The organism is Mycobacterium sp. IDUB_19, assembly GCF_055419445.1.
In genome coordinates this window covers 1-12,244 of the sequence record NZ_JBVAXR010000036.1, presented here as the reverse complement: position 1 = coordinate 12,244, position 12,244 = coordinate 1, and the positions used below count along the sequence as shown (strand labels likewise).

The following is a 12,244-nucleotide window of genomic DNA, read 5'->3' as shown; positions in this document are numbered from 1 at the left end:
AAAGATGTCGGTGCCCGCGGTTAGCGTTCGGGTCAGTACGACCAAGCCGGACGAGAGGACCCATTCCGATGACCCACAGCAGCGGGCCCGACAGCAAAGGCGGCGCGGCGTCAGGACCGGGTGCGCCGGTGGTGATCGACTGCGACGATTGCGCGGCGCGCGGCCCGGGATGCCGGGACTGCGTAATCAACGTGCTACTCGGGGTACCGGACACCTTGTTGCAGGACGAACGTGCCGCACTCGAAGTGCTTGCGGAGGTCGGATTGGCGCCGCGGTTGCGTTTGGTGCCCATTCACCGCAATCGAGGGTCTAGTGTCGCCTAATGGCCCCGAGTGTCAAAACGCCTGGACCGCCTGAGTTATCCGTCTTCTTCACATAGTTATGACAGAAATCTTGCCATTTTCTTAACGATCTTGTTTGGACAAACGCCGATATCGTTTCGTAACCTGTTTGAGACCTAAACCCAGATCGACCTCGAACGTCGACGGCAGTTTAAGGAAGCAATACTTTGAGTTTCGGCTCCGCGCATTCGATCTCGCGTGTCATCACGCGGTCAGTCGTCGGAACACTGGCAGGCCTCACGGTCTTATCGGGTGTTTGTGCCGCCAACGTGATCGCCGATCCGGCCGACGACGCATTGGCAAAGCTCACTGAGCTATCCCGGCAGGCCGAGCAGACCACCGAGGCCATGCACAGCGCGCAGCTCGACCTCAATGAGAAGCTCGCCGCGCAGCAGGCCGCCGACAAGAAGCACGCGGACGACCAGGCCGCGGTGGACGGGGCCAGGGCTCGCCTGGCCACGTTCCAGACCGCGGTCAACAAGCTCGCCGCCGCGACCTACATGGGTGGCCGCGTAGACGGCATGGAGGCCATGCTGACCGCGGAATCGCCGCAGGGCCTGATCGACAAGATGGCCGTCCAGCGTGTGATGGCGACCCAAATGTCCACGCAGATGTCGAGTTTCCGGGTTGCCGGCGCGCAGGCCGCCAAGGCTGAGCAAGCTTCGGCCAAGTCCGCCGCCGACGCCAAGAGCGCGGCCGAGCAGGCCGCCGCGGTGCGGGCCAGCCTGCAGTCCAAGCAGAGCCAGCTGCAGGTTCAGATCGCGGTCGTGAAGTCGCAGTACGTGTCCCTGTCGCCACAGCAGCGCACCGCGCTCGCCGACCCCGGGCAGGTTCCGGCGGCCGCTCCGGCGCCCGGTGCGCCCGCACCGGACGCGTTGCCGCCCGGCGCCCCGCCGGTGCCTGGTGCGCCAGCGCCGGGTGAGGCTCCGCCGCCGGGTGGAATGCCCGGACTGCCCGGAATGCCTGAAATGCTTCCCGGTGGTGGCGGTGGCCCCGGCGGTGACCGCGCCAACGTCGTCCAGGCGGCGTTGACCCAGGTCGGATCGCCTTACGTGTGGGGCGGTGCGGCCCCCGGCGGGTTTGACTGCTCCGGATTGGTGATGTGGGCTTTCCAGCAGGCCGGTATCGCGTTGCCGCACTCCAGCCAGGCGCTCGCTCATGGCGGCCAGCCGATTGCGCTGTCGGATCTGCAGCCCGGTGACGTGCTGACCTTCTATTCCGATGCGTCGCACGCCGGCATCTACGTCGGTGACGGCATGATGATCCACTCGTCCACCTACGGCGTGCCGGTGCGGGTGGTTCCGATGAACTCCTCCGGCCCGATTTACGACGCCCGCCGTTACTGATCGTTCCCGGCCAGGGCAATTCCGTCGGCAGCGCCGGTGGCTCCCGATTCTTTTGGCCTGGGTGTTTGTTGTCGAGTTCGTTGCGGCAGCGGCCGTGCCGTTCGACGCGCGCAATGGCCGGATCGAAGGCGCACAGCTGGTCGCGCCCGCTCATCGCCACCCGAGCGGTGCGCGAGCGCCCCTGGTCGTCGGCGACCGCGAGATCCGATTGCTCAGCCTCGGCGGCCCGGCCGCCGAGGCTCTGCTGACCCGGGTCGCGTCGAACATGGGCGCCGCCGTCGACAAGGTGGATGCCTTCTGGGGGGTCGGCTGGTCGCGCGATATCTCGGTGGTGGCCACCGGCTCCGACGACCAGTTTCGTGCCGCCGCCGGCGGCGGCACGCCAGAACAGTGGGCGGACATCGCGGCGGTGACCGTCGCCGATCAGATTGATCCCGCCCATCGGGTGGTGGTCGGTCAGCGGATCGTGTTCGCCCCGGGCGCGGTGGCCATGAGCGATTCGGCATTTCGAATTGTGTTGACTCATGAGCTTTTTCATTACGCATCGCGCGCCGACACCGCACTCGACGCGCCGCGGTGGCTGGCCGAAGGCGTCGCCGATTTCGTGGCCCGCCCCAATGCCCCGGTGCCGGCCGAGGACCGCTCGCAGAACCCGTCGCTGCCGGCGGACTTCGAGCTGGATACCCCGGGGCCGCAGCGCTCGCTGGGCTACGACCGGGCCTGGTGGTTCGCCCGCTTCGTCGCCGACACCTTCGGAACGCCCAAGCTGCGCGCCTACTATCTCGCCGTCTGCGGCGTAGCCCACGCCGAGCCGTTTGCCGCCGCCCGCGACGTACTCGGCATAGACGCGGCGGCCCTGCTCGCGCGCTGGCAGCAATGGATGGTCGGCTAGCCTGACGCAGGTGAGCCGGGTCCTGCTGGTAACCAACGACTTTCCGCCGCGGCGCGGCGGCATTCAGTCCTACTTGGGCGAGTTCGTCGGTCGGCTGGTGGACGCCGGATCGCATTCGATGCTGGTGTACGCGCCGCAGTGGAAGGGCGCCGACGTGTTCGACGCCGACGCGGTCGGCTATCGGGTGGTGCGCCATCCGGGCACGCTGATGTTGCCCGGGCCGACGGTCGACACAAGGATGCGGCGGCTGATCGGCGACCACGGCATCGACACCGTGTGGTTCGGCGCGGCCGCACCGCTGGCGCTGCTGGCGGCGCGTGCCCGGCAGGCCGGGGCGAGTCGGGTGCTGGCCAGCACGCACGGTCACGAGGTGGGCTGGTCGATGCTTCCGGTGGCGCGTTCGGTGCTGCGACGCATCGGCAACGACACCGACGTCGTCACCTTCGTCAGCCGCTACACGCGGTCCCGGTTCGCGACGGCGTTCGGGCCGGCGGCGTCGTTGGAGTACCTGCCGTCGGGGGTCGACACCGATCGGTTCCGGCCCGACCCGGCCGGCCGCGAGGAGCTGCGGAAGCGTTACGGGCTGGGGGAGCGGCCCACCGTCGTGTGCCTATCCCGGCTGGTGCCGCGCAAGGGCCAGGACATGCTGATCAAGGCGTTGCCGTCGATCCGGCAGCGCGTCGACGGCGCCGCCCTGGTGATCGTCGGCAGCGGTCCCTACCTCGACACGCTGCGCAAGCTCGCGCAGGACTGCGGCGTGGCCGACCACGTGACGTTCACCGGCGGGGTTCCGTCGGATGAGCTGCCCGCCCACTACGCGCTGGCCGACGTGTTCGCGATGCCGTGCCGCACCCGCGGTGCGGGTATGGACGTCGAGGGCTTGGGCATCGTCTTCCTGGAAGCCTCGGCGGCCGGGGTGCCGGTGGTCGCCGGTGAGTCGGGCGGAGCTCCGGAAGCCGTGCAGCACAACAAGACTGGGCTCGTCGTCGACGGAAACTCGGTGCAAGAGGTCGGCGATGCCGTCGCCGAGTTGCTGGGCGATCGCGACCGGGCGGCCGCGATGGGCACGGCCGGACGCGAGTGGGTGACCTCGCAGTGGCGCTGGGACATCCTGGCCGCCCGCCTGGCCGACCTGCTGCGGGGCCAGCCCTCGTCGGCCACGCCGGCCTGACTCGGGCCGCTACTCCTTCTCGTAGAGCGCCTCGATATCGGAGGCGAACTTCTCGGCGACCACGTTGCGCTTGACCTTCAACGTCGGGGTGAGCTCGCCGGTGTCCTCGGTGAAGTCGACCGGCAGAATGCGGAACTTGCGGATCGACTCGGCGTGCGAAACCGCCATGTTGGCCTGCTTGACCGCGGCGTCGACTTCGGCGACCAGATCCGGGTCGGTGGCCAGCTCGCCCACCGACGCGCCGGATGGCTTGCTGTTGCGTTGCTTCCAGCCGTCGAAGGCCTCCGGGTCGATCGTGATCAGGGCGCCGATAAACGGTTTCGCATCGCCGACCACCAACGCCTGGCTGATCAGCGGGTGCGCCCGCAGTTGGTCTTCCAGCACGGCGGGGGCGACGTTCTTACCGCCGGCGGTGACGATGATCTCCTTTTTGCGGCCGGTGATCTTCAGGAAGCCGTCTTCGTCGAGCGCGCCGAGATCGCCGGTCTTGAACCACCCGTCGGCGAACGCCTCCTGGGTGGCCTGCTCGTTGCGCCAGTAGCCGCTGAACACCACGCCCCCGCGCACCAACAGCTCTCCGTCGTCGGCGATGCGCATGCTGTTGCCCGGCAACAACGTTCCGACCGTCCCGATCTTGACCTTGCCGACCTGGTTGACCGTGATGGCCGAGCTGGTCTCGGTCAGGCCGTAACCCTCGTGAATGGTCAGGCCCACGCCGCGGTAGAAGTGGCCGAGCCGTGCGCCCAGCGGTGCGCCGCCGGACACCGACGCGTGGCAGTCGCCGCCCAGCGCCGCGCGCAGCTTGTGATAGACCAGCCGGTCGAACAACGCATGCTTGGCGCGCAGCAGCAGCCCGGGTCCGCCGCGGTCGTAGGCCTCGCTCCAATCCACCGCGGTCTGCACGGCCCTCGCGAAGATCCGCCCCTTGCCGTCGTTGGCGGCGTTCTGCTCGGCGGTGTTGTAAACCTTCTCGAACACCCGCGGCACCGACACCACGACCGTCGGCTTGAACACCGCGAACATCGGCAGCAGGTTTTTGATGTCGCTGGTGAAGCCGACGGTCACCCTGTTGGCGAAGGCCGAGAGCGTGAGCGCGCGGGCCAGCACGTGCGCCAGTGGCAGAAAGATCAGCAGCCGCTGTCCCTCGTGCAACAACGTCGGGAGGCACTCCTTGGCTCCCCGCATCTCGTAGAGCAGGTTGGCATGCGTGAGTTGGCACCCCTTGGGACGTCCGGTGGTGCCTGACGTGTAGATCAGCGTCGCGGGGTTTTCCGGGCGCAGTGCCGAAAGCCGGGCGGTCAGCTCTTCCGGGTCGACCGACGCGCCGGCCTCGACGAGCTGGTCGAGTGCCTTGGGGCCCGAACCGTCGATATGCAGCACCCGGCGCAGGGCCGGAAGTTCGCCGGTGAGCTCGGTGACCATCGCGGCGTGCGCGTCGGTCTCGGCGAATGCCACGACGGCTTCCGAGTTCTGCAGAACCCAGCGCACCTGCTCCGCCGACGAGGTCTCGTAGATCGGGACGGTGACAGCGCCGACGGACAGGATGGCCAGGTCGAGGATGGCCCACTCGTAGCGGGTGGCCGAAAAAATGGACACCCGGTCGCCGCCCTGCACACCCAGCGAGATCAGGCCCAATGCCGCGGCACGAATCTGCTCGGCGGCCTCGGCACAGGTGACGTCGGTCCACACCCCGTCGACCTGACGTTGATAGATGACAAAGCTGGGGTCGTCGCGCTCGTGCTCGAAGACCATGGCCGCAATGTTGTCGTGCTCGCCGACGGAAAAGCGGGCAGGAACGCTGTACTCACGCACTCTGTTGACCTCGATTGACCTAGTGACCGTTGGCCGGCTTGCTGTGATCCAGACTAATCGCGGGATTCGCGCAGCCCGGAGGCAGTCGGTCGGGCAGCTTCGCCATTGCCGCGAGCTGGGTCCGGGTTCGGCGTGCCCTCGGCGGCGTGCGGCGGATATTGATGTGTGAAGCTGACACGATGCACAGCATCCAGATCGCGGACCAGACGTACGTCGCCGCCGACGGCGCGCGGGTCGGCGGCGCGGTCTCCGACCAATCGAACTGGCAACGCTGGTGGCCAGATCTGCGGCTGCAGGTCGTCGAGGATCGCGTGGAGAAGGGCATCCGCTGGGCGGTTACCGGGGCGCTGACCGGCACCATGGAGATCTGGCTGGAGCCGTCGCTGGACGGGGTGGTGCTGCACTATTTCCTGCACGCCGAACCCACGGGCGTGGCGGCGGCGCAGCTGGCGAAACTGAATCTGGCGAAAATGACACACCGCCGTCGGGTGGCGGGCAAGAAAATGGCTTTTGAGGTCAAGACGACTCTGGAGCAGTCACGTCCGGTCGGTGTTTCTCCGGTAGTTTAACTCCGGTCAAGGTTCGCCCGGAGAGTACGGTTTCGGTCCGAAGGCGGGGTACTACCGGAAGATGACCGGGTGGACCCGCGTGCGGGAGAGAGGGTAGCGGCCAGGTGGCGGAGAAGACGACCCAGACCATTCACATCGAGGCGGACCCGGGCACGGTGCTGCAGGTGATCGCCGACATCGACTCGTATCCGGAATGGATCTCGGAGTACAAGGAAGCCGAGGTGCAGGAGCGTGGCGCCGACGGCTACCCGAAGACCGTGCGATTCGTGATGGACGCCGGTGTCATCAAGGACACCATGGTCATGTCCTATCAATGGCCGGCCGACCACAAATCGCTGAGCTGGACCCTGGTTTCCAGCTCGCTGCTGCGTTCCCTTGAGGGGTCATATCGGTTGGCGGCCAAGGGTTCTGGCACCGATGTCACCTACGAACTCTCGGTCGATCTGGCCATCCCGATGATCGGGTTGCTCAAGCGCAAGGCCGAGCGCAGGCTGACCGACACCGCCCTGAAGGATCTGAAGAAACGAGTCGAGGCTGAGTGAGTCCGGATCACCCACCCCTCCCCTTTCCAACGCCTTTTCCGGGGCCCGGATCAGTCTCTTCGTTGGTAAGGGTGGGGTAGGAAAATCCACCCTCGCTTCTGCTACCGCGGTCTGTGACGCGATCGAGGGGCAGCGCGTGCTGGTGGTCTCAACCGACCAGGCGCACTCGCTGGGCGACGTGCTCGGCATCCCCGTCCCGCCCAGCGGCCGGGGCGAAGCGGTCCGGGTGCTGGCTGCCGACGCCGAGACGAGCAGTGGCTCGCTCGACGCGATGGCGTTGGACACCCTGGCCCTGCTCGAGGCCCGGTGGCATGAGGTGGTCACCGCATTGGACAAGCGGTTTCCCGACTCGGAGCTGAGTAGCATTGCCCCCGAAGAACTCTCGGCGTTGCCGGGCATTCAGGAAGTGCTCGGGCTGCACGCGGTCGGCGAGCTCGCGGCTTCCGGTCGATGGGATCGCGTCGTCGTCGACTGCGCCTCGACCGCCGACGCGTTGCGCATGCTCACCCTGCCCGCCACCTTCGGGCACTACGTGGAGCGCGCCTGGCCGCGTCATCGCCGGCTGTCCATCACAGCCGACGATGCTCGCTCGGCCGCGGTGGTGGAGCTGATCGAGCGCATGAGCACCAGCGTGGAGCAGCTCAGCGGATTGCTCACCGACGGCGACCTGGTCAGCGCGCACCTGGTGCTGACCCCCGAGCGAGTGGTGGCCGCCGAGGCCGCCCGGACGCTGGGCTCGCTGGCGTTGATGGGTGTGCGCGTTCAGGAGCTGATCATCAATCAGGTTCTGGTGGAAGACGAGTCCTACGAGTACCGCAACCTGCCCGAGCATCCGGCGTTCTACTGGTACGGCGAGCGCATCTCCGAGCAGCGCGCGGTGCTCGAGGAGCTCGATGCCACCATCGGTGATGTGGCGCTCGTGATGACCCCGCACCTGGCGGGCGAGCCGATCGGCCCCAAGGCGCTGGGCGGATTGCTCGACAGTGCACGTCTTCGGCGTGGAACGGCGCCACCAGGACCGTTGCGCCCTATTGTGGATCTCGAATCGGGGTCGGGACTTGGGTCGATATACCGTATGCGGCTAACGTTGCCCCAGCTCGACCCCGGATCGCTGTCGCTGGGCCGGGTGGACGACGACCTGATCATCAGTGCCGGCGGGATGCGGCGCCGGGTTCGGTTGGCGTCCGTACTACGGCGGTGCACGGTGCTGGACGCGCATCTACGAGGCGGTGAGCTGACAGTTCGTTTTCGACCAGATCCGGAGGTGTGGCCTAAGTGAGTAAGGCACACTCCGATCTTGGCCCGGAACTGCGCAAGCTCGCCGAGACGATTCTCAACGGGATCGACCCCGCCGTGCGAATGGCTGCCGCAATGACGGCGGGCAACGGACCCGGGACCGGCAAGTGCCAGCAGATCTGGTGTCCGGTGTGCGCGCTCGCCGCATTGGCGACCGGCGACCAGCACCCACTGCTGACCGTCATCGCGGACCACAGCATCGCCCTGTTGGAGGTGATTCGCGCGATCGTCGACGACATCGACCGGTCCGCCGAACCAACACCGCAACCGCCTCCGGACGGCCCGCCCGGCGGTGCAGCAAACGCCGAGGACGCCCCCGCGGACGATGCCACCGTGCGGACCCGCTATCAGCCCATCCCCGTCACCATCGAGGAGTGATCGGCACGCGTTGAATGTGGTCCCTTCCGTCACGGATGGGTACAGTTGGCGCAGAACACCGGCGGTTGCGGGCGAAAGGGCGGGCCATGTGGTACTGGCTATTGAAGTACGTCCTCCTCGGCCCGTTGCTACAATTGCTGGGCCGGCCGAAAGTCGAAGGCCTGCAGCATGTTCCGAGTACAGGTCCGGCAATCCTGGCCAGTAACCACCTCGCTGTCATGGACAGCTTCTTCTTGCCGCTGGTGGTTCGGCGGCGGATCACGTTCCTCGCGAAGTCCGAATATTTCACCGGCACCGGGATCAAGGGCTGGTTCAGCCGGTGGTTCTTCACCGCCGTTGGTCAGGTGCCGATCGACCGCGCCGATGCCGACGCCGCTCAGGCCGCGCTGCGAACCGCCCAACGGCTGCTCGGCGAGGGCAAGTTGATGGGCATGTACCCCGAGGGCACCCGCTCGCCCGACGGGCGGCTCTACAAGGGCAAGACCGGCCTGGCCCGGCTGGCGCTGGAGACCGGCGTGCCGGTGATTCCGGTCGCGATGATCGGTACCGACGTCGTCAATCCGCCGGGCACCTCGATGCTGCGCTTCGGCCGGGTGACGGTCCGGTTCGGCAAGCCGATGGACTTCTCCCGATTCGAAGGCCTGGCCGGTAACCGTTTCATCGAGCGAGCCGTCGCCGACGAAGTCATCTACGAGCTGATGGAGCTCTCGGGTCAGGAGTACGTCGACGTCTACGCCGCGACCGTGAAGAACCGCGGCAACGACTCGACCGACCAGGGGTCGACCGACGAGCCCGCGCGGATCCCCGAAACCGCTGCCGGCTAACCGACGACGTTCACGTCGCTGATGAGCTGGCGGCCCGCGTCGGAATCGGTGCGGCCCTGCGAATCCCGAGTTGCCATCCGGGTGGTCACCGTGAGTCCGGCGGTGACGATCACGGCCAGCGCCCACCACACGTAGGACATCCCGAGAAGTTGGCGCCACCAGTTGGCCGTCTCCTCATGGTGCTTGGGCATCAGCTCGAGCGGGATCCAGTACATCAGCGCCACCCCGGCAACGGTCAGCACGCCCAGCGCGACGTTGCGGCGGCGCCAGCCCAAGACCGCCGTCACCAGCAGCGTGGGCAGCACCCACACCCAATGGTGTGACCACGACACCGGCGAAACCATCAATCCGAACAGCGCGACGCAGATGATCGCCAGCGTTGTCTCGCCGGCCCGCAACACCCGCCGCATCGCCCACACGGTCAACGCCAGCACGGCCAGGCACAGGGCCACCCAGAGCAGGAAGCGCAGCTGCTCGGAAAGCCCGATCCGCGCCAGCGCACCCGCGATGTTCTGGTCGGTGTTCAGCGCCGCGGAGCCAATCCGATCGGTGTGGTGCACGGTGTGCGTCCAGTACTCCCACGAGTCGCTCCAGGCCAGGATGAACCCGAGCAGCGTCGCCGCCGCAAACGACGTCATGGCCGTCAACGCCGTGCGGAAGTCGCGACGCACCAGGAAATACAGCAGGAACACCGCCGGAGTGAGCTTGAGCGCGATGCCCAACCCCAACAGCAGCCCGCGAGGCCACGGCGTGCGGCGCGGCACACAATCGGCGATCACCAATGTCATCAGCACGACGTTGATCTGGCCGAACGCGAAGTTCGAGCTGATGGGCTCCAGCCAGATCGAGGCCGGCGCCACCACAACCACGGCCAACCACCACCGGCGCAGCCAGGCCGGCCCGGGCAGCAGCACCGAGGTGTTCCAGACGTCGAGGCGGGTCAGCACGATCACCGTCGAGACGATCAGCAGCACCAGCGTCAACGCCGTGATCGCGACGCTGGCCGCCGGCATGTGCAGCCAGGCGAACGGGGCGAACACGATCGCCGCCAGCGGGGGATAGGTGAACGGAAGATTCAGTCCGATGGGTGTGTGGAACAGCACATCACCGCGGTACAGCGGACGCCCGTCCAGCCAGGTCTGACCGCCCATTTGATAGATGTCGATATCGATGCGATATGGGGTGTGCGCGAACAAGCCCCAGGCCGCGTAGCCCAGCGCCGCGGCGGCCAGCAGCCACAACAGACACCACAACAACGCCCACCCCGGTCGGCTGCCCACACCGGGCGCCTGCGAATTACTCATGTCGCAGAACAGCGTAATCGGTGCCAGTGGCCGTCACGTTGCGCAGCGCGGCTCCCGCGTCGCGGGGACGTGCGGGCGTAGGTTGCAAACGTGTTGCACTGGTTCGTGCCCAGAGTGGCCCACTGGTTCTCCCATGACATCGTCCGCGGTGGCCGGCTTCCCTTGCTGTGCTGCCTGGTCGCCTTCATCCTGACCTTTTTCGTCACCCGAACTTTCGTGCGATTCATCCGCCACCGCGTCGACTCCGGCCTTCCCCCCAGATGGTGGCAACCGCGCAACGTCCACATCGGGGGAGTGCACATCCACCACGTGGCGTTCGGGGTGGTTCTGGTGATGATCTCCGGGCTGACGCTGGTGACGCTGTCAGACAACGGGCAAGAACCCGAAAACACATTTTCCGCAATATTTTTCGGCATCGGCGCGGCGTTGGTGCTCGATGAGTACGCGCTGATCCTGCACCTGTCCGACGTCTACTGGGAAGAGGATGGCCGCAGTTCGGTGGACGCGGTCTTCGCCGCCGTGGCGGTGGCCGGATTGCTGATCATGGGGCTGCACCCGTTGATGTTTTTCTTCCCATTCGCCCACGGCACGGATTCGTTCGCATGGCGCATCGCGGTCCTGGGCGCGATGGTGATGACGCTGCCGCTGGCGGTGGTGGTGGTGCTCAAGGGCAAGGTGTGGACCGGTCTGCTCGGCATGTTCATCGTCGTGTTGCTGGTCATCGGCGCGATCCGGCTGTCGCGCCCGCACGCCCCGTGGTCCCGCTGGCGATACACCACCCAGCCGGAGAAAATGCGGCGCGCCTTGCAGCGGGAACGCAGATGGCGCCGGCCCGTCGTGCAGGCCAAGCTGTGGTTGCAGTGCGCGATCGCCGGCACGCCGCGCCTGCCCGACGAACGCATGGTCGACGCCCAGCTTGACCACGACGTACATCCCGCGCCGCCCCCCGAGGGAACCGAGCCCATCCTGGTCGGCAGATTGCTTGCCCCCTAGGCTGTCTGCGGTGCGGTACTTCTACGACACCGAATTCATCGAGGATGGCCGCACCATCGAGTTGATCTCGATCGGGGTGGTCGCCGAAGACGGCCGCGAGTACTACGCCGTGTCCACCGAATTCGATCCCGGGCGCGCCGGCGCCTGGGTGCGCACCAACGTGCTGCCCAAGCTGCCGCCGCCGGCCTCACAGCTGTGGCGCTCGCGCACGCAGATTCGTCGCGACCTGGAAGAGTTTTTCGGCATCTGGGGTGCCGAGCCGATCGAGCTGTGGGCCTGGGTGGGGGCCTACGATCACGTGGCCTTGTGCCAGCTGTGGGGGACGATGCCGGGCCTCCCCAAAGCCATCCCCCGCTACACCCGGGAGCTGCGCCAGCTGTGGGAGGACCGGGGATCGCCGCGACTGCCGCCGCGGCACCGCGACGTCCACGATGCGCTGGTCGATGCCCGCGATCAGTTGCGCCGATTCCGGCTGATAGTGTCCGGCGACGATGCGGGCGCCGAAGCGACCCGTTAAGCAGCCCCGGCCGAGCTGGGGGTACCGGTCGGAGCGCGCACTGAATGGCGTTAGCCCTGGCTGGCCACAGATATCATGGACCGATGAACTGGACCGTCGACATACCGATCGACCAGCTGCCGGCGCTGCCGCCGCTGCCCGCCGACCTGCGGACTCGGTTGGACGCTGCCCTGGCAAAGCCGGCCGCGCAGCAACCGGCCTGGCCCGACGACCAGGCCGCGGCGATGCGCACGGTCCTGGAAAGCGTCCCGCCGGTGAC

The 12,244-nt window shown here is 67.2% G+C and carries 13 protein-coding genes and 1 pseudogene; 12 read left to right on the top strand and 2 right to left on the bottom strand.

The window, feature by feature from the left end; all coding sequences use genetic code 11:
- The first annotated feature begins 68 nt into the window (after positions 1-68).
- The 4 genes from ACZY0B_RS22095 to pimB all read left to right on the top strand — a co-directional run bounded on the left by ACZY0B_RS22095 (position 69) and on the right by pimB (position 3,750).
- Positions 69-323 carry a hypothetical protein gene (locus tag ACZY0B_RS22095; RefSeq protein ID WP_463766365.1) on the top strand — a complete coding sequence of 85 codons (255 nt, stop codon included), beginning with the start codon at positions 69-71 and terminating at the stop codon, positions 321-323.
- 185 nt (positions 324-508) lie between these two features.
- Complete coding sequence (ripC, locus tag ACZY0B_RS22090; protein ID WP_463766364.1) at positions 509-1,687, top strand: peptidoglycan hydrolase RipC; 1,179 nt, start codon at positions 509-511, stop codon at positions 1,685-1,687.
- Positions 1,688-1,748: 61 nt separating this feature from the next.
- A complete protein-coding gene (locus ACZY0B_RS22085) occupies positions 1,749-2,579 on the top strand; it encodes a hypothetical protein (protein ID WP_463766363.1) in 831 nt (276 codons plus the stop codon).
- Positions 2,580-2,589: 10 nt separating this feature from the next.
- Positions 2,590-3,750: a GDP-mannose-dependent alpha-(1-6)-phosphatidylinositol monomannoside mannosyltransferase gene (gene pimB / locus ACZY0B_RS22080; RefSeq protein WP_463766362.1), complete on the top strand. Its 1,161-nt coding sequence runs from the start codon at positions 2,590-2,592 to the stop codon at positions 3,748-3,750.
- A gap of 9 nt (positions 3,751-3,759) precedes the next feature.
- Here the strand turns inward: pimB and ACZY0B_RS22075 are convergent, their stop codons facing one another.
- Positions 3,760-5,562 carry an AMP-dependent synthetase/ligase gene (locus ACZY0B_RS22075; RefSeq protein ID WP_463766361.1) on the bottom strand — a complete coding sequence of 601 codons (1,803 nt, stop codon included), beginning with the start codon at positions 5,560-5,562 and terminating at the stop codon, positions 3,760-3,762.
- Between the two features lie 179 nt (positions 5,563-5,741).
- Between ACZY0B_RS22075 and ACZY0B_RS22070 the strand changes: the two genes are divergently transcribed.
- The 5 genes from ACZY0B_RS22070 to ACZY0B_RS22050 all read left to right on the top strand — a co-directional run bounded on the left by ACZY0B_RS22070 (position 5,742) and on the right by ACZY0B_RS22050 (position 9,171).
- Positions 5,742-6,131, top strand: coding sequence for a polyketide cyclase / dehydrase and lipid transport (locus ACZY0B_RS22070; RefSeq protein WP_463766398.1), 390 nt, complete (start codon positions 5,742-5,744; stop codon positions 6,129-6,131).
- 104 nt (positions 6,132-6,235) lie between these two features.
- Positions 6,236-6,673: an SRPBCC family protein gene (locus ACZY0B_RS22065; protein WP_463766360.1), complete on the top strand. Its 438-nt coding sequence runs from the start codon at positions 6,236-6,238 to the stop codon at positions 6,671-6,673.
- Positions 6,666-7,952: an ArsA family ATPase gene (locus tag ACZY0B_RS22060; protein ID WP_463766397.1), complete on the top strand. Its 1,287-nt coding sequence runs from the start codon at positions 6,666-6,668 to the stop codon at positions 7,950-7,952. The genes ACZY0B_RS22065 and ACZY0B_RS22060 overlap by 8 nt, the downstream gene beginning before the upstream one ends.
- On the top strand, positions 7,949-8,347 hold the full coding sequence (locus ACZY0B_RS22055; RefSeq protein ID WP_463766359.1) for a hypothetical protein: 399 nt from the start codon (positions 7,949-7,951) through the stop codon (positions 8,345-8,347). Before ACZY0B_RS22060 ends, ACZY0B_RS22055 begins: the two co-directional genes overlap by 4 nt.
- Before the next feature lie 86 nt (positions 8,348-8,433).
- On the top strand, positions 8,434-9,171 hold the full coding sequence (locus ACZY0B_RS22050) for a lysophospholipid acyltransferase family protein (protein ID WP_463766358.1): 738 nt from the start codon (positions 8,434-8,436) through the stop codon (positions 9,169-9,171).
- Here ACZY0B_RS22050 and ACZY0B_RS22045 read toward each other — a convergent pair.
- Positions 9,168-10,475, bottom strand: a complete 1,308-nt coding sequence (locus ACZY0B_RS22045; protein WP_463766357.1) for a glycosyltransferase 87 family protein — start codon at positions 10,473-10,475, stop codon at positions 9,168-9,170. The genes ACZY0B_RS22050 and ACZY0B_RS22045 overlap by 4 nt on opposite strands.
- 90 nt (positions 10,476-10,565) lie before the next feature.
- Between ACZY0B_RS22045 and ACZY0B_RS22040 the strand changes: the two genes are divergently transcribed.
- From ACZY0B_RS22040 to ACZY0B_RS22030, 3 genes and pseudogenes are all read left to right on the top strand, one after another.
- On the top strand, positions 10,566-11,468 hold the full coding sequence (locus tag ACZY0B_RS22040) for a hypothetical protein (RefSeq protein WP_463766356.1): 903 nt from the start codon (positions 10,566-10,568) through the stop codon (positions 11,466-11,468).
- Positions 11,469-11,478: 10 nt separating this feature from the next.
- On the top strand, positions 11,479-11,985 hold the full coding sequence (locus ACZY0B_RS22035) for a polyadenylate-specific 3'-exoribonuclease AS (protein ID WP_463766355.1): 507 nt from the start codon (positions 11,479-11,481) through the stop codon (positions 11,983-11,985).
- Between the two features lie 83 nt (positions 11,986-12,068).
- Positions 12,069-12,244: pseudogene (locus ACZY0B_RS22030) on the top strand (3-deoxy-7-phosphoheptulonate synthase class II); the annotation flags it as partial.